At 70.8% G+C, this 23,808-nt stretch carries 21 protein-coding genes; 15 read left to right on the forward strand and 6 right to left on the reverse strand.

The features are described 5' to 3' along the window. Positions 1-173: 173 nt before the first annotated feature. A complete protein-coding gene (locus tag AB0I51_RS04825) occupies positions 174-1,877 on the forward strand; it encodes a hypothetical protein (RefSeq protein ID WP_362971443.1) in 1,704 nt (567 codons plus the stop codon). A 27-nt stretch (positions 1,878-1,904) separates the two neighbouring features. On the opposite strand, the gene AB0I51_RS04830 is transcribed toward AB0I51_RS04825, so the two are convergent. Beyond that, positions 1,905-3,221, reverse strand: coding sequence for an ABC transporter substrate-binding protein (locus AB0I51_RS04830; protein WP_362971445.1), 1,317 nt, complete (start codon positions 3,219-3,221; stop codon positions 1,905-1,907). Between the two features lie 117 nt (positions 3,222-3,338). Here AB0I51_RS04830 and AB0I51_RS04835 point away from each other — a divergent pair, with 117 nt between their 5' ends. Together AB0I51_RS04835 and purU are read left to right on the forward strand one after the other, a co-directional pair. Continuing rightward, on the forward strand, positions 3,339-3,839 hold the full coding sequence (locus AB0I51_RS04835; protein ID WP_362971447.1) for a hypothetical protein: 501 nt from the start codon (positions 3,339-3,341) through the stop codon (positions 3,837-3,839). An 80-nt stretch (positions 3,840-3,919) separates the two neighbouring features. Further along, positions 3,920-4,801 (forward strand): formyltetrahydrofolate deformylase, encoded by an 882-nt coding sequence (gene purU, locus AB0I51_RS04840; protein ID WP_362971449.1) that lies wholly within the window; start codon positions 3,920-3,922, stop codon positions 4,799-4,801. A 149-nt stretch (positions 4,802-4,950) separates the two neighbouring features. Here the strand turns inward: purU and AB0I51_RS04845 are convergent, their stop codons facing one another. Beyond that, a complete protein-coding gene (locus AB0I51_RS04845; protein ID WP_362971890.1) occupies positions 4,951-6,141 on the reverse strand; it encodes a maleylpyruvate isomerase N-terminal domain-containing protein in 1,191 nt (396 codons plus the stop codon). Positions 6,142-6,236: 95 nt separating this feature from the next. After that, on the reverse strand, positions 6,237-6,818 hold the full coding sequence (locus AB0I51_RS04850) for a sigma-70 family RNA polymerase sigma factor (protein ID WP_362971451.1): 582 nt from the start codon (positions 6,816-6,818) through the stop codon (positions 6,237-6,239). 321 nt (positions 6,819-7,139) lie between these two features. Here AB0I51_RS04850 and AB0I51_RS04855 point away from each other — a divergent pair, with 321 nt between their 5' ends. Together AB0I51_RS04855 and AB0I51_RS04860 are read left to right on the forward strand one after the other, a co-directional pair. Then, positions 7,140-7,565, forward strand: coding sequence for an STAS domain-containing protein (locus AB0I51_RS04855; protein ID WP_362971453.1), 426 nt, complete (start codon positions 7,140-7,142; stop codon positions 7,563-7,565). 143 nt (positions 7,566-7,708) lie between these two features. Further along, the gene (locus tag AB0I51_RS04860) at positions 7,709-8,221 is read left to right on the forward strand and encodes an EF-hand domain-containing protein (protein WP_019075570.1); all 513 of its coding nucleotides are present in this window, start codon (positions 7,709-7,711) and stop codon (positions 8,219-8,221) included. On the opposite strand, the gene AB0I51_RS04865 is transcribed toward AB0I51_RS04860, so the two are convergent. Next, complete coding sequence (locus AB0I51_RS04865; RefSeq protein WP_362971456.1) at positions 8,200-9,717, reverse strand: AMP-binding protein; 1,518 nt, start codon at positions 9,715-9,717, stop codon at positions 8,200-8,202. The genes AB0I51_RS04860 and AB0I51_RS04865 overlap by 22 nt on opposite strands. 86 nt (positions 9,718-9,803) lie before the next feature. Here AB0I51_RS04865 and AB0I51_RS04870 point away from each other — a divergent pair, with 86 nt between their 5' ends. The 4 genes from AB0I51_RS04870 to AB0I51_RS04885 all read left to right on the forward strand — a co-directional run bounded on the left by AB0I51_RS04870 (position 9,804) and on the right by AB0I51_RS04885 (position 14,016). After that, on the forward strand, positions 9,804-11,000 hold the full coding sequence (locus AB0I51_RS04870) for an amidohydrolase family protein (protein WP_362971458.1): 1,197 nt from the start codon (positions 9,804-9,806) through the stop codon (positions 10,998-11,000). Next, positions 11,000-12,133: an acyl-CoA dehydrogenase family protein gene (locus AB0I51_RS04875; protein WP_362971460.1), complete on the forward strand. Its 1,134-nt coding sequence runs from the start codon at positions 11,000-11,002 to the stop codon at positions 12,131-12,133. Before AB0I51_RS04870 ends, AB0I51_RS04875 begins: the two co-directional genes overlap by 1 nt. Positions 12,134-12,136: 3 nt before the next feature. Next, on the forward strand, positions 12,137-13,036 hold the full coding sequence (locus tag AB0I51_RS04880; RefSeq protein ID WP_362971462.1) for an acyl-CoA dehydrogenase family protein: 900 nt from the start codon (positions 12,137-12,139) through the stop codon (positions 13,034-13,036). A gap of 509 nt (positions 13,037-13,545) precedes the next feature. Further along, the gene (locus tag AB0I51_RS04885) at positions 13,546-14,016 is read left to right on the forward strand and encodes an ATP-binding protein (RefSeq protein WP_362971892.1); all 471 of its coding nucleotides are present in this window, start codon (positions 13,546-13,548) and stop codon (positions 14,014-14,016) included. 341 nt (positions 14,017-14,357) lie between these two features. Here AB0I51_RS04885 and AB0I51_RS04890 read toward each other — a convergent pair whose 3' ends face one another. Next, complete coding sequence (locus tag AB0I51_RS04890) at positions 14,358-15,305, reverse strand: cyclase family protein (protein ID WP_362971464.1); 948 nt, start codon at positions 15,303-15,305, stop codon at positions 14,358-14,360. Positions 15,306-15,400: 95 nt separating this feature from the next. Here AB0I51_RS04890 and AB0I51_RS04895 point away from each other — a divergent pair, with 95 nt between their 5' ends. From AB0I51_RS04895 to AB0I51_RS04915, 5 genes are all read left to right on the forward strand, one after another. Next, the gene (locus AB0I51_RS04895; RefSeq protein WP_362971466.1) at positions 15,401-16,312 is read left to right on the forward strand and encodes an SDR family oxidoreductase; all 912 of its coding nucleotides are present in this window, start codon (positions 15,401-15,403) and stop codon (positions 16,310-16,312) included. 97 nt (positions 16,313-16,409) lie between these two features. After that, positions 16,410-17,558: an acyl-CoA dehydrogenase family protein gene (locus AB0I51_RS04900; protein ID WP_362971468.1), complete on the forward strand. Its 1,149-nt coding sequence runs from the start codon at positions 16,410-16,412 to the stop codon at positions 17,556-17,558. After that, positions 17,558-18,607, forward strand: coding sequence for a Zn-dependent alcohol dehydrogenase (locus AB0I51_RS04905; RefSeq protein ID WP_362971470.1), 1,050 nt, complete (start codon positions 17,558-17,560; stop codon positions 18,605-18,607). Before AB0I51_RS04900 ends, AB0I51_RS04905 begins: the two co-directional genes overlap by 1 nt. Before the next feature lie 112 nt (positions 18,608-18,719). Then, the gene (locus AB0I51_RS04910; protein ID WP_362971472.1) at positions 18,720-19,958 is read left to right on the forward strand and encodes an MFS transporter; all 1,239 of its coding nucleotides are present in this window, start codon (positions 18,720-18,722) and stop codon (positions 19,956-19,958) included. 179 nt (positions 19,959-20,137) lie between these two features. Beyond that, a complete protein-coding gene (locus AB0I51_RS04915) occupies positions 20,138-21,307 on the forward strand; it encodes a beta-propeller fold lactonase family protein (protein ID WP_362971474.1) in 1,170 nt (389 codons plus the stop codon). A 33-nt stretch (positions 21,308-21,340) separates the two neighbouring features. On the opposite strand, the gene AB0I51_RS04920 is transcribed toward AB0I51_RS04915, so the two are convergent. Further along, entirely contained in the window at positions 21,341-22,402 is a 1,062-nt protein-coding gene (locus AB0I51_RS04920; RefSeq protein WP_362971476.1) for a helix-turn-helix domain-containing protein, read from the reverse strand. 84 nt (positions 22,403-22,486) lie between these two features. Between AB0I51_RS04920 and AB0I51_RS04925 the strand changes: the two genes are divergently transcribed. Then, positions 22,487-23,797 carry an MFS transporter gene (locus tag AB0I51_RS04925; protein ID WP_362971478.1) on the forward strand — a complete coding sequence of 437 codons (1,311 nt, stop codon included), beginning with the start codon at positions 22,487-22,489 and terminating at the stop codon, positions 23,795-23,797. Positions 23,798-23,808: the final 11 nt, after the last annotated feature.

A 23,808-nucleotide genomic window follows, 5' to 3' on the forward strand; every position in this document is an offset into this window, starting at 1 on the left:
TGATCCGGTGGCGAAAGGAGGACGAAGGACGGGATTTGGCGCGGATGAGGGGCCGGAACTGTTACCGGGGTCACAAGTGGAGAGGTCCAGTCCAGTGCTGCGTGGCACCGGGCTCGGGGTACCCGGTAGCGTGAACCGACGATCCCGAAGGTCCCCCATTCGTAGGAGTCCCGGTGACGCAGAGTGGACAGGGCGAGGAGCCCTCGGCGCGGCCCGCGCGCGAAGGCATCGTGCTGCCCTCCGACGGAGGTGAACCCCTCCATCCGGGTATGACGGGCGGACGCGGTAACCAGCAGTCGGCAGGGCAGCCGCCGAGCACGCCCCCGAGCGGCCAGGCCTGGGGCGGCTCGTGGGGCCCGGACCAGCAGCACGACCCGCAGCACCGGACCCCGGCCCCGCCGCCGGGCCAGGGCTGGGGCGACGCACAGCAGCAACCGCAGCAGTGGGGCACCGCGCCCGAGCAGCCGTCCCCGTGGGGCGCCCAGGAGGGCATCCCGAGCCAGCCGGGGGCGCTGCCGCAGGAGAGCGCCCAGCACGCGGCCTACGGCGTGCAGCAGCAGTCGTACGCACAGGAGTACTCGCCGGCACCGGGATACGCCCCGGAGCAGTCCGCCGGGTACGGGGCGGGCGCACAGGGCTACGGATCCGGCGCACAGGACTACGGCTACGGATACGGCGCTTCCGGTTCGGGCGGCGCGCCCCTGCCCCCCGCGTCCTCCGCCTCGTCCGCGTTCCCCAGCGCCCCGCTGCCGCCGGCCGACGAGGGCGCGACGCAGTACATCCCGCCGGTGGTCAACATTCCCGGCGACGAGGGTGCCACCCAGTTCCTGCCGCCGGTCCCGGCCGCCCCGGCGGACGAGGGGGCGACACAGTTCATCCCGCCCGTGCTGCCGGGGGCGCTGCCGCCCGAGGTGTCCGGCGGTGCCGGGCCGATGCCGCCGGCCGCGCATCCCGACGCGCAGCCCACGCAGTTCCTCCCGCCGGTGCCCGCACAGGGCGGCGCTCCCGGGTACGGGGGCGGGGCGGAGGACCGGCAGCCGCCCGCCGAGTTCGACAACCTCTTCCGCGGCGGGGAGGCTCCGGCCGGGTCCACGCAGCAGCTGCCGCGCTTCCAGCAGCCGCCGCGGGCCGAGCAGCCGGGCTACGGCCGGCCGGGCCACGGACAGCAGGGCTACGCGCAGCCGTCGTACGCCCAACCCGCCTACGCCGATCCCTCCTACGCCCCGCCCGGGCAGGACGACGACGGCCGGGGCGGGCGCCGTTCGCGGGTGCCGCTGATCGCCGGGGTCGGGATCGTCATCGCGATCCTCGGGGTCGGTGCCGGGGCGCTGCTCAGCGGTGGCGGCAGCAAGAGCGACGACAACAAGACGGTCGCCGCCACGTCGCCCGCGACCGACGGTTCCTCTTCGGCGGGCACCGACGCCGCCAAGGAACAGGCCGTCGCCCTGGACAAGTTGCTGGCCGACAGCGGCAGCAGCCGTGCCTCGGTGATCCGCGCGGTGGGCAATGTGAAGGCCTGCAACAGCCTCGGAGACTCCGCCTCCGACCTGCGGGACGCGGCCCAGCAGCGCACCGAACTGGTCACGAAACTCTCGCAGTTGACGGTGGACAAGCTGCCTGACAATGCGGCCCTGACCAGCGCCCTCACCAACGCGTGGAAGGCGTCCGCGTCCGCGGACAACCACTACGCGGCCTGGGCCGACCAGGCCGCGGGCAAGCACGGCTGCAAGAAGGGCCAGGCCCGCACCACCGGCCAGACCGCGGCCGGCAACGCGGCGAGCGGCGTCGCCAGCAACCAGAAGACCAAGGCCGCCGCGCTCTGGAACACGATCGCGAAGACCTACGGTCTGACCCAGCGCCAGCCGACCCAGCTCTGAGGAGACAGGAACGGACGGGCGCGGACCTCAGTCGAGGTTCGCGCTCTCCAGCGTCCCCGTCATGTCGAAGAACCCCTTCTTCGCCGACACCAGAACGCCCTTGCGTACGACCTGAAGGGTCACCGAGGCGTTGACCAGGCGGGAGAGACCCACGGAGGCGAGATCGTCGTCGTCGGTCGAGCTCCACTGGAGCGTCGGCGTGAGCCCGCCCGTGGTGACCTTGACGCCGTCGTCGAGGGCGCGCCGTACGGTGTCGGCGGTCACCTCGCCGTTGCCGAGCGAGTTCACGACGGTCTTGAACGCGGTGTACGCGATCCAGGTCGTCTCCACTCCCGCGTCCGCCGGGTCGATGCGGTTGTCGCCGAAGGCCACCTCGGCGACGGCCTTCTTCATCGGGTCCCAGCGCGGGTCGCCCGCGACCGGGTACCAGCCGGTGATGTACGACCCCTCGTACGGCCCGGACTGCCCGCCCGTAGCGTTGATCTCGGTCTGGTCGACGCTGCCGAGCACGGTCGCGGTGTGCACGGCGGGATAGTCCGCGCGCGCACGCCGGAAGGAGTCCATGAAGGTGTCGGTGCGGTCCCCGAGCGAGGGCACCACGCACCCCTCCTTCGACGAGGAGCCGCCGGACGCGCTCTCCAGCGCGCGCGTGGCCTGGCTGGAGTACTCGGTGGCGTCGTCCGCCGCGAGCTGGTCGGTGGCCTGCGAGTGCCCGCCCGCCGTGAGCCCCGCGTTCAGCAGCGGGGGCAGGTCGTCGCCCGCGATGGAGTCGGGCCGGACCAGGGTGACCGTGCCGCAGCCGGGGGCGAGTTCCTTGCCGAGACCGGCCAGCAGCGCGGGCTGGCCGCCGTTGACGGGGTAGGACAGGGCGCGGGTGAACTCCTCGCTCGTCACGCCGTAGCCGCCGATGTACGGGATGCCGGCGCCCTCCAGCGGGGCGAAGAACGAGTCGCTGAACTCGCTGTAGGAGCCGACGACCGCGACGACGTTCTCCTTGACGGCCTGCCGGGCGCACTGCGCCGCGGAGACGCTGGTGTTGTGGTCGTTGCAGGTCAGGACCTTGAGTTTGCGGCCGTTGAGACCGCCGTGCTTGTTGATCCACTTCGCGTACGCCGTCGCCATGGCGGGCATGCCGGGTTTGTTGGTCGCGCTGGTGTCCCAGGGCGCCCAGGTCATCACGGTGATCGGGTCATCCCCGGAGCCCCCCGTGGTCCCGGGGATGACCCCGCAGCCGGCCGCGAACGACGCGCATGCCACCAGTGCCGCCGCCGACATGACGGCGGCTCTGACGGGCCGGGTGATCGTGGGGAGGAAGGTGCTGTGGTTGCGCCGCCTGCCGGTCATGTACACACACGCTTCCGCCACATGGCCAACCCGGGAGTGACTCGTGGTCAACAAGTGGTGACGCGGAGGTGAATTGCGGGGGGCGTTCCTGTGAGTGTGACAAGGAACGTACGATCGATGACCGTGCAAGCTCCGGAGAACTCTTCCCGTCGCCCCCGTCGCTCCTCCACCATGGGCGGCATGCCACTGAACGACATGCCGTGGTGGCGCTGGCGCAGCAACGTGCGTTCCGCGCTGCACATGCTCTCCGATCCGGTGTTCCAGCAGAACGTCTGGCTGGCCGGTGTCGACGGGTACGGGGACGTAACCGACGCCGTCTACCGCCTCGTCGAGGACACCTGGCTGGACAACTGGTCCGCCGAGAAATACGTCGGCACGATCTTCCGGGACTCCCAGGAGGCGGCCCTCGTCGACTCCGCCGTCCTGCGCGTGCTGCGGATCATGCACCAGGTCGGGCCCGACGCCCCGGTCTCCGCGTACGTCGACCACCAGGCGTGGCCGGAAGCGGTGCGGGCGGCACGCGACGCGCACGTGCGGATGGCGGCGAGCGACGGGGAGAACCCGGACGCGCCGCCGCGCACGCTCGAGGTGCTGCAGATCATGACGCGGTCCGCGTAGTCCGCCGACCGGCGCGGGCCGCCGGTCCGGGTGGCGGACGCCGGTCCCCCTGCTCAGGGGGATATGGGACCCTGTTCCGCATGAACGCGCAGTCCACCCGAGCCGCGGCGCCCGCCGACCAGTACGTCCTGACCCTGTCCTGCCCCGACAAGCAGGGCATCGTGCACGCCGTGTCGAGCTACCTCTTCATGACCGGCTGCAACATCGAGGACAGCCAGCAGTTCGGCGACCACGACACGGGTCTCTTCTTCATGCGCGTCCACTTCTCCGCGGAGCCTCCGGTGACCGTGGACAAGCTGCGCGCGAGCTTCGCGGCGATCGGTGACTCCTTCCACATGGACTGGCAGATCAACCGGGCCGACGAGAAGATGCGCATCGTCCTCATGGTCAGCAAGTTCGGCCACTGCCTGAACGACCTGCTGTTCCGCGCCCGTATCGGGGCGCTCCCCGTGGAGATCGCGGCCGTGGTGTCCAACCACACCGACTTCGCCGAGCTGGTGGAGTCGTACCACATCCCCTTCCACCACATCCCGGTGACGAAGGACAACAAGGCCGAGGCCGAGGCGCGGGTCCTGGACCTGGTCCGCGAGGAGAACGTCGAACTCGTCGTCCTCGCCCGCTACATGCAGGTCCTCTCGGACGACCTCTGCAAGGCGCTCAGCGGCCGGATCATCAACATCCACCACTCGTTCCTGCCGAGCTTCAAGGGCGCGAAGCCGTACCACCAGGCGCACGCGCGGGGCGTCAAGCTGATCGGCGCGACGGCCCACTATGTGACCGCCGACCTCGACGAGGGCCCGATCATCGAGCAGGAGGTCGAGCGGGTGGGGCACGACGTGACTCCGGACCAGCTGGTGGCGATCGGGCGTGACGTGGAGTGCCAGGCGTTGGCGCGGGCCGTCAAGTGGCACGCGGAGCGGCGGATTCTGCTCAACGGGCGCCGGACGGTTGTGTTCGCCTAGGAGCTCGGGGGTTCTGGTGCGTGGGCGGCTGCGGGCCGGTGGGGGCCGTTCGCGCAGTTTCCCGCGCCCCTTCGCAACTCGGGCCCAGTTTCGTTTTTGGGGGCGCGGGGAACTGCGCGACCAGCCACAACGCACCCGCAGCCGCCCCGCTACATCCGGCTCAACGACGCCGTCGCGAACAGCACATCCCTGATCGCCCCCCGATCCCCCAACTGCCCCGCAGCCGCGTCCTCCGGCGACACATGCCCAGCCGCCAGATGACAGAACTCCACGCCGTCCAGGGCGATATGGGCCACTTCACGCTCGGCCGACCCCACCGCGCCGGGTGAGTCGAGAGGGATCAACCACTCACCCCCGCCGTGCCCCTCGATCTCCAGCCGCAGGCTGCGCCCGGGATCGCCGGCCGGCACCAGATGCCGCCCCTCGGCCGGCGCGGCCAACCCGTGGCGCCTTCGCTCGGCCAGTATCGCGGGCAGCATGCGGGCCGCGAGGTCGATCATCCGGTTCAGGCTGCGCGGTGACGGCGGTTCGTAGGGATAGTCCACGGCGTCCGCGATGTCCTCCGCGTGGACCCAGCACTCGAAGGCCCGGTCGAGCATCGCGTCGTGCAGCGGCAGCTCGAAGTCGCCGTAGGACACGGCCCGTTTGCCGGTGGTGGTGCCGGTGAACGAGACCGTACGGACGATGGTGTGGCTCTGTTCGCGCCAGGGCGCGCGGATGGAGCGGGTGGGCGGGAAGTACGACGCCCGCCAGTACGCCTCGGTGCGCGCGGCGGGATTCGTGGCCTTGTCGGCCGCTTCCCCGGTCAGCGGGTCGTCCAGGCCCAGCGCCGTCGCGACCAGGCCGTCGACGGTCAGCAGATGCGCGATGACCCCGGCGACGGTCGTACGGCGGCTCGTCGGGGCCTGTCCGTCGAACCAGCGCAGCCGCACGGGCGCGTGCCACTCGGCGTCGCCAATGTCCTGCAGCAGGGCGTCCAGGCGCGCGGTCTCGGCGTCGTACGGCGTCGCCCACTCGGGGACCGGGATGCGCGGTGGCCGGCGGTCGAAGGAGCCGGTGAGGACGCGGGTGCGCAGGCCGGGGTCGAGGTCGAGGGGTTCGACGGGGTGCAGCAGGCCGACCGCTCCGCGCAGCCGCAGCGCCTCGTCCGCGCAGGAGCCGCACTCGCCGAGGTGTTCCTCCACGGCGGCCGTCTCCGCCGCCGAGCACGCGGCCAGCGCCCACGCGCCGAGCAGCGCCTTCAGTACCGGGTGTTCCAGCACCAGCGTTGCGGGCCGGGACGCGGACTCGTCGAGCTCGGGCAACGGCCTTCCACCGTCCTCCACAGAGGCCCGGGGCATGGGGATGCGCGGCGGCACGGACCCCCGGCCCTCGCTCTCCCCGGACGGACTCCCGTCGTACGCCTCGTGGTCGTCGTGCTCGTCGTTCGCGTCGCTCACACCGCACCCCCTGGTCCCGCTGGTTCCGGCGGTGCGCCGGTGTCGTGGGCGGTGGACAGGAGTTGGAGGCCCAGGCGCAGCCGGCGGCGGGCCTCGTCCTCGGTGACGCCGAGGTCGACGGCGGTCTGGCGGTAGTCGCGGCGCTGGAAGTAGGCCAGCTCCAGGGCGGCCCGCAGCGGGGCGGGCATGGACGTGACGATGTAGTCGGCGCGGGCGGCGACGGAGGCGCGGCGGACCTTGCGCTCCAGTTCCTCGGTGGAGCCCCGGCCGTCCTGGGCGAGGGCGGCGGTCTCGGTGGCGCGCAGCCGCTGCACGGCGAGGCGGGCGGTCAGTGCGGCCACCCAGGAGCGCAGTGGGCCCTGCTTGGGGTCGTAGGTGTCGGGGTGTTCCCACACGTGGGCGAAGACCTCACGGGTGATGCCGTCGGCGGCGCGTTCGTCGCCGAGGACGCGGTGGGCGAGGGCGTGCACGAGGGAGGCGAAGCGGTCGTAGAGCTCACCGAGGGCCGCCGCCTCGCCGCGGGCCAGCCGCTGCTGCATCTTGCGGTCCCATCGGGGCGGTGCGTCCTTCGTCGCCATGAGGCCCCCTCACCGTGTCCGTGCCCAAGTCAAGCGTGCGCCCACCGTCTCTTCGAATGTAGTCGGCACCTCGGACAGCGCACGCCCCTTCGTGCAATCGCACGCCCCCGAAGGGACGCGAGTGGTAGCGGACGTGCGCCTACCCGGTCCACAACTGATCGAACAGGATCGAAGGCGACTAAAACAAGCCTCTTCGGACCGGTTTCCGTTTCTGTCCCTGTGTTTCAGGGAACGGCCGCTGGGCAGCCGCGCTGCAAGGAAGCGTAGGTACGGCTTCCGTTTCCGGACGGTTTCCGGGAGTTCCGGCTAGCGAAAGGCGCGATGGTGGCCTTCAAAGTGAACGACGGCGAGCGCGGCGGCTGGTCCGTGCTCCTGGTGTCCGGCGAACTGGACCTGGTGACCTCGCCGGTGCTGCGCCAGCGGGTGCACGACGTGGTGGCGGACGGCCACCACAGCCTGGTCGTGGACCTCTCCGAGGTGCTGTTCTGCGACTCCAGCGGGGTCGGCGTCCTGATCGCCGCCCGCCGTCTGATCCGGTCCTGCCAGGGGCATCTGCGGCTGATCCTGCCCGCGCAGGGCGCGGATGGGGGCACCTCCCGATCGGGCGAATTCGAGATTGGGGGAGGCTCGCACGTCAACCGGGTGCTCGGCGCCCTCGGAGTGCGCCGCCTCTTCGACGTCTATCCCGATGTGATGGCGGCCACGGAAGAGGAGCCCGAAGAAGAGGCGGACCCCCTCTCGGCGTGACGCGTCGGTTTCCGGGGTGACGCCGTTGTTTCGGAATTTCCCCGGTCTTGGTACAAGCGACGTTTTCCTGCTCCCGGACCCGCTCCGGCGTCGTACGCTCCCTGCCAAGTGCACCCCCACATGAGTAAGGCGGCCCGAAAGACATGGTCAGCACCGAGTACGAGCGACGCATCGCCGCCCGGTTCGCCACCTTCGACCAGGACGGCAACGGCTTCATCGACCGCGAGGACTTCAACTCGGCGGCCAAGGCGCTGCTCGCGGAGTTCGGTACGGCGGCCCGCTCCGACAAGGGTCAGGCCCTGTACATCGGCGCCGAGGCGTTCTGGCAGGGCATGGCGGGCATCGCCGACCGGGACGGCGACCAGCGCGTCAGCCGTGAGGAGTTCGTGGGCGGCGCGGTCAAGCGGCTGCGCGACAACCCGGAGCGCTTCGCCGAGATCGGCCGCCCCTTCCTGCACGCGGCTCTCGACGTCGCGGACCCGGACGGCGACGGCTCGGCCACCATCGCGGACACCGTGCGCGTCCTCAAGGCACTCGGGGTGCCCGACGACATCGCCGCCATGGCGGCCGACGCCCTCGACACGGACAGCGACGGCAAGGTCGGCGAGGCGGAGATCGTCTCCGCCTTCGCCCGCTACTTCACCGTTCCCGAATAACGCTCCCGCAGCTTGTACTTGAGCACCTTGCGCAGCGTCTCGTTGCGCGGAAGGGCGTCCACGATCTCCAGCTGCTCCGGCAGCTTGTGCACGGACAGCCCTTCCGCGCGCAGATAGTCCGTCACCACGGACAAGGTCAACTCACCGGCCCCCGGCGGCTGTTCGACCACCGCGCACACCCGCTCCCCGCGCTCCGCGTCCGGCAGCCCCACGACGGCCACGTCCCCGACGTCCGGATGCGCGGCGAGCAGATCCTCGATCTCCTTCGCGGAGATGTTCTCGCCCTTGCGGATGATCACGTCCTTGAGCCGCCCGGTGAGGACGAGATGCCCGCTGTCGGTCAGGACCCCCAGGTCCCCGGTGCGCAGGAACCCGTCCGCGTCGAAGGCCTCCGCGGTCTGCGCCGGGTCCAAGTACCCCTGACACACGGCCTCCCCGCGCAGCCGCACCTCCCCGCCGTCCGCGATCCGTATCTCCATCCCCTCCGGCGGCCGTCCCTCGGTCGTGGCCAGGTTCTCGGTCGTGTCCTCCGGGTCGCCCATGGTGATCATCGGCACCTCGGTCATGCCGTAGCCGTGGGTGAGCTGGACCCCCATCTCCCGTACGACGGAGTGGTAGACCTCCGGCGGCTTGGGGGCACCGCCGCCCGCGAGCAGCCGTAGCGAGGGAATCACGGGAGTGCCGGGCTGCTTGCGCTGCTCGGCAAGGAACATGGAGTAGAAGGCGGTCGACCCGCCGGCCACCGTCACCCCGTGCTTGCGGTAGCCCTCCAGCGCGTCCGGCAGCGCGAACTGCTCGAACATCACCGCCGGGAAGCCGTACAGCAGCAGCATCACCGTGTAGTCGGGCCCCGCGATGTGCGCATACGGGAAGGCCATCGACCCCACGTCGTCCGCCGTCAGCCGCAGCGCGTGCGCGAGGCACGAGCCACCCGCGATCAGTGAACGGTCCGTGTGCAGCACGCCCTTGGGGTCGGAGGTGGTGCCGGAGGTCCAGTAGATCCAGCGGACGGAGGTGCCGTCGGCGGGCGGCGAGGGCAACAAGGCCGGGTCTCCGTCCGGGAGTTGATCACTCTCGTACGCCTCGAAGATCCCCTTCGCGCCGAGTCGCCGCGCCATCTCCGTGTGGTCGAAGCCGCGCCAGGTGCCCGGCACCGCGAAGTACTCGGCCTTCGACTCCCGCAGTGCGAAGCCGACTTCGCGGTCCCGGTAGAAGGGGATCACCGGTGTCTGGACGGCGCCCAGGCGGGCCAGCGCGAAGGAGAGCAGGGCGGTCTCGATCCGGGTGGGCAGCTGCCAGGCGACGACCGTGCCGGGCCGTACGCCCATGCCGTACAGGCCCGCCGCCACCCGCTCCGCCCGGTCCCGCAGCTCGCCGAAGGTCAGGGCGCGGTCGTCCTGGAGGAAAACGGGCCGGTCCGGGGTCAAGTCGGCGCGGCGGACGACCAGTTCCCACAGCGTGGGGGCGGAACTCAGGGAGTACGGCGTCTCGTTCATGGTGCCCCCTCCTTGGCTGACGACTCGTCAGGTGACATGCTATCTGACGGGTCATCAGATAAGTACCGTCCGGCGGAGGGGAACCCATGACCACCGAACTGCCCCGCATCATCAGCGTCGACGACCACGTGATCGAACCCGCGCACCTCTTCGAGACCTGGCTGCCGGCGAAGTACCGCGAGCGCGGCCCCCAGCCGCTCACCGCCGGAATCGGTGAACTCGCCTACGTGGCGGGCAAATACCAGATCACGATGGACCCGGACGGCCCGCCCACCGACTGGTGGATCTACGAAGATCTCAAGTTCCCGTACAAGCGCAACATCGCCGCCGTCGGCTTCGACCGCGACGAGATGACCCTGGAGGGCATCACCCGCGAGCAGATGCGCAGGGGTTGCTGGGACCCCAAGGCGCGGCTCGCGGACATGGACCTCAACCATGTCGAGGGCTCGCTCTGCTTCCCGACCTTCCCGCGCTTCTGCGGCCAGACCTTCGCCGAGGCGCACGACAAGGAGGTCGCGCTCGCCTGCGTCCGCGCCTACAACGACTGGATGGTCGAGGAGTGGTGCGGCGACAGCGGCGGCCGGCTCATCCCGCTCTGCCTGATCCCTTTGTGGGACGTCGAGCTGGCGGTCGGGGAGATCCGGCGCAACGCGGCCCGCGGCGTCCGCGCGGTCACCTTCTCCGAGATCCCCACCTACCTCGGACTGCCGTCCATCCACTCCGGCTACTGGGACCCGTTCTTCGCCGTCTGCCAGGAGACCGGCACGGTCGTCAACATGCACATCGGCAGCAGCTCCCAGATGCCCGCCGCCTCCCCGGACGCACCCCCAGCCGTACAGGCCTCCCTCTCCTTCAACAACGCCATGGCCTCGATGATGGACTTCCTCTTCAGCGGGGTCCTGGTGAAGTTCCCGACCCTCAAACTCGCCTACTCCGAAGGTCAGATGGGCTGGATCCCGTACGCCCTGGAACGGGCCGACGACGTCTGGGAGGAGCACCGCGCGTGGGGCGGGGTCCGTGACCTCATCCCGGACCCGCCCTCCACGTACTACTACCGCCAGATGTTCTGCTGCTTCTTCCGCGACAAGCACGGGGTCGCCTCGCTGGACGTGGTGGGCCGGGACAACGCCACCTTCGAGACCGACTACCCGCACGTCGACTCGACCTTCCCGAACACCAGGGAGGTCGCCCTCGACCACGTCAAGGGCCTCGACGACGAGACCGTCTACAAGCTCATGCGGGGCAACGCGATCCGCATGCTGGGCCTGGACCTCGACCGGTAATGGACCTCTCGTACACGGCCGAGGAGGACGAGTACCGGGCCCGACTGCGGGAGTGGCTCGCCAAGGTGCTCCCCACCCTCCCCGCGAAGCCGTCCCCGGACGACTGGCCGGGCAGGCGCGTCTACGACCTCGGCTGGCAGCGGATGTTGTACGACGCCGGGTACGCGGACGTGCACTGGGACGCCTCCCCGACCACCCGCCTCATCTTCCTGGAGGAGACCGAGAAGGCGGGCGCGCCCTACGTCGGGGCCAATTTCGTGGGGCTGCTGCACGCGGGGCCGACGATCGCCGCCGAGGGCACGCCCGAGCAGCGGGAGCGCTGGCTGCCGCCCGTGCTGCGGGGCGACGAGGTGTGGTGCCAGGGCTTCAGCGAACCCGAGGCCGGTTCCGACCTCGCGTCGTTGCGCACGCGCGCGTGGCGGGACGGCGACGACTACGTGGTGACCGGTTCCAAGATCTGGACCTCGCATGCCGAAGTCGCCGACTGGTGCGAGTTGTTGGTCCGTACGGACCCTTCCGCGCCGAAGCACCGGGGGATCAGCTGGCTCGCCATGCCCATGGACGCGGCGGGCATCACCGTACGGCCGCTGCGGACGCTCGCCGGGTCCGCGGAGTTCGCCGAGGTGTTCCTCGACGAGGTGCGGGTGCCGGTGGCCAACCGGGTCGGGGACGAGAACGACGGCTGGCGCGTGACGATGGTGACGCTGTCCTTCGAGCGCGGTACGGCCTTCGTGGGTGAGGTCGTCGCCTGTCGGCGGGTGTTGGGCGAGCTGGCCGACGAGGCGCGGCGGAACGGGCGGTGGGACGATCCCGTGCTCCGGCGGCAACTGGGGCGGCTGAATGCCGAGTTCCGGGCGTTGTGGCGGCTCACGCAGTGGAATGTGAGCGAGGCGGAAGCCTCCGGCGGCGTCCCGGGTGTGGGCGGCTCGGTCTTCAAACTCCGCTACTCGCACGCCCGTCAGGAGCTGTATGACGCGGCGGCGGAGGTCCTGGGGGTGGAGTCGCTGGATCTGGAGCGGCCTTGGGTGCTCGACCGACTGTCGTCGCTGTCGTACACGATCGCCGCCGGGACCTCGCAGATTCAGCAGAACATCGTCGCCGAGCGGATTCTCGGGTTGCCGAAGGGGAGGTGAGCCATGCGGTTTCAACTGACCGATGATCAAAGGGTCTTGCGGGACGCAGTGCGGGATGTGATCGGTCGTTGGTCGGGTGCGGGTGGGTGGGGGCGGGGCGCGCCCCGCGGCGGAGCCGCCGATGCACACAGCCCCGCGCCCCTGAACCGGGGTTTCTGGCGGGCTCTCGGAGAGCTCGGTGTGTTTTCCCTGCGACTGCCTGAAGCCGATGGAGGTGCCGGACTCGGGTTGCCCGAAGCCGTGTTGGTGTTTGAGGAAGTCGGGGCGGCCTTGGTGCCCGGGCCGTTGGTCGCTACGCATCTTGCTGCCGGGGTGGTTCCAGGGGCCGCCACTGGGGAAACCGTTGTCGCCGCTGCCGACGGCAGGCTCGTGGAGTGGCTGGAGGAGGCCGATGTCGTGCTGCCGGGGGCCGAGGGGGCCGTAGCGCTGCGGTCGGTGGATCCGTTGACGCCGCTGCACCGGGTGCCGGCGCCGGCGCGCACCGACCCCGTGGCCGTTCTGCTGACCGCTGCCGAGCAGCTCGGTACGGCCGGGCGGGTGTGTGGGCTCGCGGTGCAACACGCCCGGACGCGTGAGCAGTTCGGGCAGCCGATCGGGGCGTTCCAGGCCGTGAAGCAGCTGTGCGCGCGGTCGCTGGTGCGGGTCGAGGTGGCGCGGGCCGCGGTGTACGCGGCGGCCGTGACCGGTGATCCGGTGGACATCGCGGCGGCCCGGCTGCTGGCCGACGAGGCCGCCGTGCGCGGTGCCCGGGACTGTCTGCAGGTGCATGGGGGGATGGGTTTCACCTGGGAGTCCGAGGTCCATCTGCATCTGAAACGGGCGTGGGTGCGGGCCCAGCGTGGCGGTGGAAGCACGGAGAGTGAGGAGCTGCTCGCGGTCGATCTGGTGGGCGGAGCGGTGTAGTGGGGCCCCTGCCTGCGGCGACCGGAACGGCTCCGACAACGGTGTCGCGGATCGTGGCACACAGGAATCACACAGCGTTGATATCGGGTTGTGTCCCAGGCGTGACTCGTCACGGCCTGGAGTCGCCTCGGGGCTCCGGTACCTTGTGTGGGATGCGAGTGGTTCAAGGTACGAGCCATGCCGGTGTTGCCTGTGGGGCGGCTCCGGATCGGGCGGTGCGCTCCGCAGTTCGTATGGCAGAACGGGCTTTCACCCCTGCCTGTTCGACTCTCCGCAATGAGCGTCGCACAGTATCCCGCACGCGTACTCCTTCGCGCTGGAATATGCCCGAAGCGCTTGTTGGGGTGACGGAACGTCAATCATGCTGTCTCGCAAGGGATTCACGTTCCGTGACCCTGGCTCCGGTCGTTGTTCTGGCCATGCAGAAAATGGCTACGATCGTGGCCCTCGTGAGGCGCGAGGCTATGTGTCCGCCGGTTCGGATGGTGTGAGCGGTGCAGGTGCTTCAAGTGCAGCTGGAGATCCGGCCCGACCCCGCAGAGGTGGGGCGGGCCAGGAGATGGGCGCGCTCCCGGCTCGCCGGGTCCGGGATAGGAGCAGACGAACCGCTGGCGGAGACGCTGATCCTGCTCGTCTCCGAGCTCGTCACCAACGCGGTGGTGCACACCGGCTGTCCGGCCGTGCTGCGGCTCTCCCTGCCGGACGAGGCGGACGAGTCGGCCACGGTCCGTCTTGAGGTCGCCGACACCAGCTGTACGGCCCCCGTGCCGCGTTGCGCGGACGGTGACGAGACCGGCGGTCGCGGACTGGCGCTGGTGGACGGCCTCGCCGACCGCTGGGGCTGGAGCGCGGAGGGCACCGGCAAGCGCATCTGGTGCGAGCTGGACCGGGGCAGTCAACCCCGGGACGCGGCCGCCGCGTTCGGGGGCGGTGTCACGGCGTACGGGGGCTTCGAGGGTTTCGCGTACGAAGTCGTGTAGGTGCTGTCTGCAAGTGCCGGGCGGAGATGCGCCGGGCCGTGCTTCCGCGCGCGCCCTGCGGCAAATTGGTTCTTAAGGAACAAATCCTCGGATGGGCGTTGACGCGACGTGACCGTTTGGTCACGCTTATGGGCAGCGATTCGCCGCGAGGGGACGACGAGGGCTTCGGTGACGGGGGCCCTCGGCGAGTGTGGGTCGTGTTCGGCGTGGGTTCCCTCGGGGCCGGGGGCCGGGACGGGTACGCCGGAGTCGGATGGCGGCAGCGCGGTGCCGTGCTCGGGGCGGGCAGCAGCGCGCCGCCATCCGACCGTAAGTCCGGCCCTCGTCAAAACCGGACTGTCTTAGAGGATGGCGATGGGGGCCACCGGGGTTCCCGTGGCGCCCACGAAAGGTTCGGGCATCGCCGACAGGAAGAACGTGAAGCGGTTCTCTTGTCCACAAGCTGTGGACAACTCTTCGAGATTCCAGTTCTGCCCCTGCAGCATCCCCATCTCGACCAGGTCGAGGGCGTGCACCGGCAGCCACAAGTCCTCGATCTCCGGCGGAAATATCTCGAAGGTGAGGGTGTCGTCGGCGACCGCCGCGACATCCCGCGCGTGGAACCACTCCGGCGTACGGACCGAAAGACCGGGGGACGGATAGCCGTACCCCTGCTTGTCGCCGGCCAGATACACCTGCACCTGCCCGGTCCTTACGAGCACGATGTCGCCCGCGCGGACTTGTGCGCCCGCGAATTCCTCGGCCGCCTCCAGGTCCTCCGGGGTGACCGCGTGCCCGCCCGCCAGCCGGTCGACGCCCCGCGCTCGTGCCACGTCGAGCAGGATCCCGCGCGAGACGATGTGCCGCGCCTTGTCGATACCGCTGAACTCGGCGCCCCCGTGCGCGGTCACGGTGCCGGCCGGGCGGCCGTTGTAGACCTTCCCCGAGTGCGAGACATGGGTCAGCGCGTCCCAGTGCGTGCCCGCCTGCAGCCCCATTGTCACCGCGTCGTCGCTGCATGCGACCGTCCCCGGGCCGAAGAGCTCCTGGTTGATCTGCACCATCGCGTGCAGCGGGTTGACCCTGCCCGGGATCATCCCCGTCTGGACGCCGTCGTGCTGGAGAGGGAGGGCGAGCGGGATGCGGCGGCCGGTCCGGATCTCGGTGGCTGCCGCCCGGACCACCTCGTCGGTGATCAGGTTCAGGGTGCCGATCTCGTCGTCCGGTCCCCAACGGCCCCAGTTGTTCACGCGCTTGGCGATGTCGTGGAACTCCGGACCAAGTGATGGCGGTGACGTCGGCAGTGACATCGGGGCCTCCCCGGGGCTTGTCCTCAGGCATCTGACGGGTCGTAGAATCTGATTCGAATCTAACGGACCGTCAGAAACTGCGGGAGGGGCCGGACATGGGGAACTTCTTGGCAGGCAAGGTCGTCGCCGTCACGGGCGCGGGCCGGGGCATCGGCCGGGCGGTCGCGCTCGCCGCGGCGGCCGAGGGGGCGCGGGTCGTCGTCAACGACTACGGCGTCTCGATGGACGGCGCGTCACCGACGAGCGAGATAGCCGAGGGTGTGGTCAAGGAGATCGAGGCGGCGGGGGGCGAGGCCGTCGCCGTCGCCGACGACATTTCCACGATGGCCGGTGGGCAGCGCGTTGTGGATGCCGCGATGTCCTCGTACGGGCGGCTCGACGGTGTGGTGTGTGTTGCCGGGATTCTGCGGGAGCGGATGCTCTTCAACATGTCCGAGGAAGAGTGGGATCCCGTTCTCGCCACACATTTGAAGGGGACGTTCACCGTCTTTCGGGCTGCGTCGGCCGTCATGCGGAAACAGCGGGGCGGGACGTTGATCGGGTTCACCAGCGGGAATCATCAAGGATCGGTCTCGCAGGCCAATTACAGCGCGGCCAAGGGCGGGATCATCTCGCTGGTGCGGAGCGCCGCGCTGGGCCTGAACAAGTACGGGGTGACCGCCAACGCGGTGGCGCCTGTCGCTCGTACGCGGATGTCGGCGAACGTTCCCATGGAGTTGGCGGAGATCGGGTCGCCGGAGGACGTGGCGGCGCTGGTCGTCTATCTGCTGTCGGATTCGGCTCGGGAGGTCGGGATCACCGGGCAGGTCTATACCGTTGCCGGGCCGAAGATCGCGGTGTGGGCACAGCCTCGGGAGCTGCGGGCGGCATACGCCTCCGGCGGATGGACGGCTGAAAGGATCGCGGAGTTTCTGCCGGGGTCTGTGGGGGTGGATCCGATGCCGATGCTTTCTCGGTTGCAGGAGATGGAGAGGGCTGCGCGGGAGGGGAGCCGGCCCAACGCCTAGTGGGGCGGTGCGTTGTGTTGCGGGTGCGTCGGGGCTGGTCGCGCAGTTCCCCGCGCCCCTTGGGTGGGAAACCTGAGCGGTGTTTTTAGGAGCCCCTGTGGATTTTGGATTCGCTGGTGAGGACGAAGAGTTTCGGGTGGAAGCTCGGGCCTGGCTTTCTGCGCATGCCGAAAGTGGCCAGGATCGGCGGGCTTGGGAACGCACTCTCGGCAAGAGCGGGTGGATCGGGCTGGGTTGGCCCGAATCCGGGTACGGGAATCGCAGCGCCACGCTCACTCAACAGGTCGCCTGGGCCGAGGAGTACGCGCGGTCGGCCGCCCCGCCCCGGTCCGGGCACATAGGTGAGAACCTGCTCGCCCCCACCCTCATCGCACACGGCACCGACGCGCAGAAGTCCCGCTTCCTGCCTGCCATTGCCGCCGGGGACGAGTTGTGGTGTCAGGGGTACAGCGAGCCAGGGGCGGGGTCCGATCTGGCCGGGGTGCGGACCGTGGCCGTACGGGAGGCGGACGGGTATCGGATCAGCGGGCAGAAGATCTGGACCTCGCTCGCCCATGAGGCCGACTGGTGTTTTGTGCTGGCGCGGACCGAGGCGGGGTCGCGGCGGCATCACGGGCTGAGTTTTCTGCTGGTGCCCATGGATCAGCCGGGGCGTATCGAGGTGCGGCCCATCCGGCAGCTGACCGGGACCAGCGAGTTCAACGAGGTGTTCTTCGACGGGGCGTCGGCGCGGAGCGAGCATCTCGTGGGGGGTGAGGGTGGGGGCTGGGGTGTCGCCATGAGTCTGCTCGGGTTCGAGCGGGGGGTGTCCACCCTTGCCCAACAGGTCGGGTTCGCACGGGAGTTGGGGCGGGTCGTCGAGGCCGCCGTCGCTTCGGGTGCCGTGCTCGATCCCGTCGTACGCGATCGACTCGTGCGGCAGTGGGCCGAGTTGCGGACCATGCGGTGGAACGCCCTGCGGACGCTGGGGCGGGCCGGGGACGCCGGGGCGCCCAGTGTGGCCAAGCTGTTGTGGGGCGGGTGGCATCAGCGGCTCGGGGAGCTGGCGATGTCGGTGCGGGGGGCCGGGGCGGCGGTGGGGCCGGTGGACTGGTCGCCGTCGCTGTCGTACGAACTCGACCTGTTCCAGCACCTGTTCCTCTTCTCGCGGGCCGACACGATCTACGGCGGCTCGGACCAGGTTCAGCGCACGATCATCGCCGAGCGGGTGCTCGGTCTGCCCAGGGAACCCAAGGGGGTCGTCTGATGCGCGGTGTGGTCTTCGACGGCAAGCAGATCCAGGTCGTGGGGGATCTGGAGGTGCGGGAGCCCGGGGCGGGGGAAGTGCTGGTCGCCATTTCGGCGGCCGGGCTGTGTCACAGCGATCTGTCCGTTGTCGACGGGACCATACCTTTCCCCGTTCCTGTGGTGTTGGGGCATGAGGGTGCGGGAGTGGTGGAGGCCGTGGGTGTGGGCGTCACCCATGTGGCGCCCGGAGACCATGTGGCCCTGTCCACGCTCGCCAACTGCGGGACCTGCGCCGAGTGCGACCGGGGGCGGCCGACCATGTGCCGGCAGGCCATCGGACGGCCGGGGAAGCCGTTCACGCGGGGTGGGCAGCCGGTCCACCAGTTCGCCTCCAACTCCGCCTTCGCCGAACGGACCGTGGTCAAGGCCGTGCAGGCCGTGCGGATACCGAAGGACATTCCGATGCCGTCCGCCGCGCTCATCGGGTGCGGGGTGCTGACGGGGGTCGGCGCCGTGCTGAACCGGGCGCGGGTCGACCGGGGGGAGAGCGTCGTCGTCATCGGGACCGGGGGGATCGGGCTCAATGTCATTCAAGGGGCGCGGATCGCCGGGGCGTCGACGATCGTCGCCGTCGACGCGAACCCCGCGAAGGAGGGCGTGGCACGACAGTTCGGCGCCACGCACTTCCTCACCTCGACGGACGGCGTGCGGGAGATTCTGCCGAACGGGGCCGATCACGCGTTTGAGTGCGTGGGGCGGGTGGAGCTGATCCGGCAGGCCGTCGATCTGCTGGACCGGCACGGGCAGGCCATTCTGCTGGGGGTGCCCGCGGCCACCGCCGAGGCGTCCTTCCTCGTCTCGTCCATGTACCTGGACAAGTCCATCCTCGGATGCCGGTACGGATCCTCCCGGCCGCAGCGGGACATCGCCCTGTACGCCCGGCTGTACCGCGAAGGGCGGCTGATGCTCGACGAGTTGGTGACCGAGACCTATCCCGTCGAGGACTTCGAGAAGGCGGCGGCGGACGCGGAGGCGGGGCGGGTGGCCCGGGGCGTTCTGACCTTCTGACGGTCCGGGGCTCTCGTGTCCCGGCGGGTGCGTGACGGGTGCACGACGGGAGTTGTCCACAGGTGGGGAAATCCCGTGGGGCGTTGTCGGTCCCGGACCGTAGCGTGCCTGCATGACCTACCGCGACGTCGTCTCCCGACAGGTCCTGACCTGGGCCTGCACCGCCATCGGCGCCCGTATGCCCGTGGCCATGGCCCCGCTCGCCCTGGTCTTCCTGGTGCGGGAGCGGCCCGGCGGTTACTCGCTGGGCGCGGTCATCGCGGCGGCGTACGTCCTCGGGGAGATCGTCGGCGCCCCGGTGCTCGGGATGCGGCTGCGGCCGGAGCGGCCCCGGGGGCAGCTGGCGGCCGGGCTCGTGCTCGGCGCGGCGGGCTTCCTGGGGCTCGGGATGTTCCCGGGCGCGCATCCCGTCGTCCTCGCCGGGTTCGCCTGTCTCGCCGGGGCCGCGCCGGCCGCCGCGACCGGTGCGCTGCGCACCCTGCTCGGTTCACTGGTGCCGGAGCGGTCCGTGGCGCAGGCACTGTCCGTCGAGTCGATACTCATGGCGGTGGTCTGGGCGCTCTCCCCGGCCGCCGTGGCCGGGCTGGCGCTCGGCGTCGCGGCGCGCGTTCCGCTGCTGCTCGCGGCCGGTCTGATGGCGTCCTCGGTCGGGGGGCTGTGGCTGCTGCCGGCGGGCTGGGACGCGGGCGGGGCGGACGGGGCGGACGGGGCCGGCGCTCCGGTGCTCCGGGTGCTGGTCGGTGCCTGGCCGGTCTACGTCACCGGCGCGGCCAGTCTCGCCGTCCTCGGGCTGTCGGAACTTGTCCTGCCCGCCCTGCTCGAACAGCGCGGCATCGGTGTCGGCTGGTCCGGTCCGCTGCTGACCGGGATGGCGGTGGGCGGCGGCCTCGGCGCGTTCGTCCACGGCCTGCGCGGCTGGCCGGGACTGCTGCGCACCCGCAGCCTGGTGCTGACCCTCGGGACCTCGGCCTGCGTGGTTCTCGCCGCGCTGATACCGGCCACGCCCGTGATCGCGGTCGCGCTCGTCGCGGGCGGCACGCTCCAGTCGGGCGCGATGATCACCCGCAACCTGTCTCTGCGCGAGGTGCTGCCGCCCGGCGCCCTGGCCGCCGGTTACTCGGTCATGTACGCGGCGGCGGGCGCGGGTTACGCGGCGACGGGGTCGCTGGCCGGGGCGCTGCTCAAGGTCGCGGCGCCGTCGACGGCGATTCTGGCGGGGGCGGTCCTGACCGCGCTGCTGACCGTGACCGGGTGGTGGGGTGAGGTGCGGCGCGCGGGCCGGGTGGCGCGGGGTGTCGATGTCGCCGTAGTGCGGTCGGCGGCGAAGTCAGGTGCCTCGAAGCGGAGTTGACGGTGATTCTTACGAAGCTCGGACGTCGGGCCACGGCGTGCTTTTTGTCCGCTTGTGTACTGCGGTCGCGGGCTAGCGTTACAGCCGTCCGGCAGTGAGCGCGAGTCGCTCCGCCGGCTCCTGATCCCGCGCTCCGCGTTCGTTCCGCATGCCGTTTTCCGTAAGAGGAGTACCCACACATGGCTCTCGCCAAGGCCCGTGCCTCCCGCGCCGTCCGGATCGCCCGCACGGCGGGTACGGGCGCCGTCGCGCTCGCCGCCGCGGCCCTCTTCGCCGCCCCCGCCGCCAGTGCCGCCGACGGGCACCGCGGCTCCGACTCCCGTGCGCACCAAGGCAGTTCGACGGTGTTCGTGCAGACCGACGACACGACCGCCAACTCCGTGGTCGCCTATGAGCGTGCCGCCGACGGCACCCTCGGCCAGAAGGGCGTCTACCGCACCGGGGGCAAGGGCGGAGTCCTGGCCGGCACCGTCGCCGACCACCTGGCCTCGCAGGGGTCGCTCGCCTACGACCGGCACAACCAGCTGCTCTACGCCGTCAATGCGGGCAGCGACACCGTGACCGTCTTCGCCGTGCACGGCACCCACCTGCGCCGCGTCCAGGAGATCTCCAGCGGCGGGCAGTTCCCGGTCGGCGTCACCTTCCACGGCGACCGGGTCTACGTCGCCAACGCGCTCGGCGGCGGTTCGATACAGGGCTTCGTGCGGAACGGCGAGCGGCTGGTCGGGGTCCCGGCCTGGCACCGCGAACTCGGCCTGGGCACGGCCGCTTCGGCCGTAGGACAGATCTCCTTCACGCCCGACGGTTCCAAGCTCGTGGTCACCACCAAGGCCGCCGGACAGAGCATCGACGTCTTCCCGGTCGGCCGGTACGGCGGGCCTTCCGCGCAGCCCGTGGTGACCTTGCTGCCGGGGGCCGTGCCGTTCGGCTTCGACTTCGACTCCGCCGGACGGATCCATGTGACGGAGGCCGGGACGAACTCGGTGGGCACCTTCGCCGTCGCCCGTGACGGCGCACTGACCGCGAAGGGCACGGTCGCGACCGGCCAGACCGCCACCTGCTGGGCGGTCACCGCCGCAGGCAACGTGTATGTCTCCAACGCCGCCAGCGGCACGGTGTCCGGCTACCGGGTGGGCCCCCAGGGCAAGTTGACGGCGCTGGGCAACACCGCCACCGACGCCGGCACGGTGGACGCGGCGGCCTCCTCGGACGGCCGGTACCTGTACGTCCAGACCGGAATCAAGGGCATCGTCGACGAGTTCCGCGTCGACAAGAACGGGTCGCTCACCGGGATCGGCTCGGTCGTGGTGCCGGGCGCCGTCGGCGGGGAGGGCATCGTCGCGGGCTGACCGGCAAGGGGGCGAGATGCCCGGGGCGCGGGTTCAGGGTGCGGCGCCGACACCGCCGTAGCTCCTGGACCCGTTGCCCTCGGACCTGCCGGCGGTGCCCGTGCGGAACGTGCGGCGGTATGCCGTCGGAGTGACTCCGAGCGCCGCCTGCAGATGCTGGCGCATCGACTGGGCGGTGCCGAAGCCCGCGTCCGTGGCCACCTGGTCCATGGACAGGTCGGTGGACTCCAGCAGGTGCCGGGCGCGTTCGACACGCTGCTGGGTGAGCCACTGGCCGGGGCTGACCCCGACCTCCTCGCGGAAGCGGCGGGTGAAGGTGCGCACGGACATCGCCTCCTGCTCCGCCATGTCGCGCAGCTGGATCGGTTCGTGCAGCCGGCCCAGCGCCCAGGCGCGGGCGGCGGTCGTGGTCGCCAACTGCGGGTCGGGGACCGGGCGGTGGATGTACTGCGCCTGCCCGCCGTCGCGGTGCGGCGGTACGACCGTGCGGCGGGCCACGTCGTTGGCGACCGCCGTGCCGAAGTCCCGGCGGACCATGTGCAGGCACAGATCGATCCCGGCCGCGACACCCGCCGAGGTCAGGACGTCGCCGTCGTCGATGAACAGCACGTCCGCGTCGACCTCGATCCGCGGGAAGAGCCGCTGGAAGCGCTCGGCGTCCGCCCAGTGCGTGGTCGCCGGGCGCCCGTCGAGGAGACCTGCGGCGGCGAGGACGTAGACGCCCGTGCAGATGGACGCGAGGCGGGTGCCGGGGCGGATGTGGGCGAAGGCGGCGGCGAGTTCGGGGGTGAGGACACCCTTCTCGAAGACCGGGCCGAGTTCGTACGACGCCGGGACGATCACGGTGTCGGCGGTGGCCAGCGCCTCCGGGCCGTTCGGGACCTGGACGGCGAAGTCGGCGTCGGTGTCGACGGGGCCCGGTGGCCGGACCGAGCAGGTGACGACCTCGTACAGCAGCCGCCCCTCGGCGTCCCTGGGGCGGCCGAAGATCCGGTGCGGAATGCCCAGCTCGAAGGGGAGCAGTCCGTCGAGGGCGAGCACGACTACGCGGTGCGGGCGGAAACCGTCGGAGGTGGCAGCTGTGGCTGTGGCCATGACCCGATTGTATGGCCCGATCCTAGCGAATGCTGTCCCCCGGGCCAATGGATCGGACCGGCCGCAGGCCGGAAGCTGTATGGCGTGACCCAGACAACCGAACCGACCACAGCCGTGAACGAGGCCACGCCCGCCCGGCGCACCCGCATCCACCGCGCCTGGTTCGTCGCCGCCGTCACCTTCGTGACGATCATCGGCGCGGCGGCCTTCCGTTCGCTGCCGGGCCTGCTGATCGATCCGCTGCACCAGGAGTTCGGCTGGTCGCGCGGCACGATCGGGGCCGCGGCCTCCATCAACCTCGCGCTGTACGGACTGACGGCCCCCTTCGCGGCGGCGCTGATGGACCGCTTCGGCATCCGGCGCGTCGTCGCCGTCGCGCTGACCGTGATCGCGCTCGGCTCCGGCCTGACGGTGTGGATGACCGCCCCCTGGCAACTCCTGCTGTGCTGGGGCCTGTTGGTCGGTCTGGGCAGCGGTTCGATGGCGCTGGCCTTCGCCGCGACGGTCACCAACCGCTGGTTCACCGAACGGAAGGGGCTGGTCACCGGCATCCTCACCGCCGCCTCGGCCTCCGGCCAGCTGATCTTCCTGCCGCTGCTGTCCTGGATAGTCGAGGAGCACAGCTGGCGCCCGGCGGCCGTGACCGTCTCCCTCGCGGCGCTCGCGGTCGTCCCCTTCGTGTGGCTGCTGCTGCGCGACCACCCGGCGGACGTGGGCGCGAAGCCGTACGGCGCGACCGAGTTCGTCCCCAAGCCGGAACCGGTGCAGGGCGCGGCCCGCCGCACGGTCACCGTCCTGTTCAAGGCGGTCCGCACCGGCCCGTTCTGGCTGCTGGCCGGCACCTTCGCGATCTGCGGCGCCTCCACCAACGGCCTGATCCAGACCCACTTCGTGCCCGCGGCCCACGACCACGGCATGCCCATCACGGCCGCGGCCTCGCTGCTCGCGGTGATCGGCGTCTTCGACGTGGTCGGCACGATCGCCTCCGGCTGGTTCACCGACCGCTTCGAACCCCGCCGACTGCTCGCCGTCTACTACGCCCTGCGCGGCATCTCCCTCCTCTTCCTCCCCATGCTGCTGGCGCCGACGGTCCACCCGCCCATGCTCTTCTTCATCGTCTTCTACGGCCTCGACTGGGTCGCCACCGTCCCTCCGACCCTCGCCCTGTGCCGCGAGCAGTACGGCGAGGACAGCGCGATCGTCTTCGGCTGGGTGCTCGCCTCGCACCAGATCGGCGCGGCGCTCGTCGCCTTCCTGGGCGGGGTCGCACGGGACGCGTTCGGCTCGTACGACATGGTCTGGTACGTGTCCGGGGCGCTGTGCGCGGTGGCGGCGCTGATGGCGCTGGTCATCCGGCGGCGGGGCTTGACACCTGCGGCGGCGTTGGCGATGTAACGGCGGACCCG

Source organism: Streptomyces sp. NPDC050549, assembly GCF_040655035.1.
Taxonomy (GTDB): Bacteria; Actinomycetota; Actinomycetes; order Streptomycetales; family Streptomycetaceae; genus Streptomyces.

What these genes read in the sequence shown, in the direction of transcription:
- AB0I51_RS04860 (WP_019075570.1), top strand. Translation starts at nt 7,709, where the DNA reads ATGGTCAGCACCGAGTACGAGCGACGCATCGCCGCCCGGTTCGCCACC.
- AB0I51_RS04915 (WP_362971474.1), top strand. Translation starts at nt 20,138, where the DNA reads ATGGCTCTCGCCAAGGCCCGTGCCTCCCGCGCCGTCCGGATCGCCCGC.
- AB0I51_RS04910 (WP_362971472.1), top strand. Translation starts at nt 18,720, where the DNA reads ATGACCTACCGCGACGTCGTCTCCCGACAGGTCCTGACCTGGGCCTGC.
- purU (WP_362971449.1), top strand. Translation starts at nt 3,920, where the DNA reads ATGAACGCGCAGTCCACCCGAGCCGCGGCGCCCGCCGACCAGTACGTC.
- AB0I51_RS04855 (WP_362971453.1), top strand. Translation starts at nt 7,140, where the DNA reads ATGGTGGCCTTCAAAGTGAACGACGGCGAGCGCGGCGGCTGGTCCGTG.
- AB0I51_RS04875 (WP_362971460.1), top strand. Translation starts at nt 11,000, where the DNA reads ATGGACCTCTCGTACACGGCCGAGGAGGACGAGTACCGGGCCCGACTG.
- AB0I51_RS04920 (WP_362971476.1), bottom strand. Translation starts at nt 22,402, where the DNA reads ATGGCCACAGCCACAGCTGCCACCTCCGACGGTTTCCGCCCGCACCGC.
- AB0I51_RS04845 (WP_362971890.1), bottom strand. Translation starts at nt 6,141, where the DNA reads ATGCCCCGGGCCTCTGTGGAGGACGGTGGAAGGCCGTTGCCCGAGCTC.
- AB0I51_RS04830 (WP_362971445.1), bottom strand. Translation starts at nt 3,221, where the DNA reads ATGACCGGCAGGCGGCGCAACCACAGCACCTTCCTCCCCACGATCACC.
- AB0I51_RS04880 (WP_362971462.1), top strand. Translation starts at nt 12,137, where the DNA reads ATGCGGTTTCAACTGACCGATGATCAAAGGGTCTTGCGGGACGCAGTG.
- AB0I51_RS04850 (WP_362971451.1), bottom strand. Translation starts at nt 6,818, where the DNA reads ATGGCGACGAAGGACGCACCGCCCCGATGGGACCGCAAGATGCAGCAG.
- AB0I51_RS04895 (WP_362971466.1), top strand. Translation starts at nt 15,401, where the DNA reads ATGGGGAACTTCTTGGCAGGCAAGGTCGTCGCCGTCACGGGCGCGGGC.
- AB0I51_RS04870 (WP_362971458.1), top strand. Translation starts at nt 9,804, where the DNA reads ATGACCACCGAACTGCCCCGCATCATCAGCGTCGACGACCACGTGATC.
- AB0I51_RS04865 (WP_362971456.1), bottom strand. Translation starts at nt 9,717, where the DNA reads ATGAACGAGACGCCGTACTCCCTGAGTTCCGCCCCCACGCTGTGGGAA.
- AB0I51_RS04890 (WP_362971464.1), bottom strand. Translation starts at nt 15,305, where the DNA reads ATGTCACTGCCGACGTCACCGCCATCACTTGGTCCGGAGTTCCACGAC.
- AB0I51_RS04905 (WP_362971470.1), top strand. Translation starts at nt 17,558, where the DNA reads ATGCGCGGTGTGGTCTTCGACGGCAAGCAGATCCAGGTCGTGGGGGAT.
- AB0I51_RS04835 (WP_362971447.1), top strand. Translation starts at nt 3,339, where the DNA reads ATGACCGTGCAAGCTCCGGAGAACTCTTCCCGTCGCCCCCGTCGCTCC.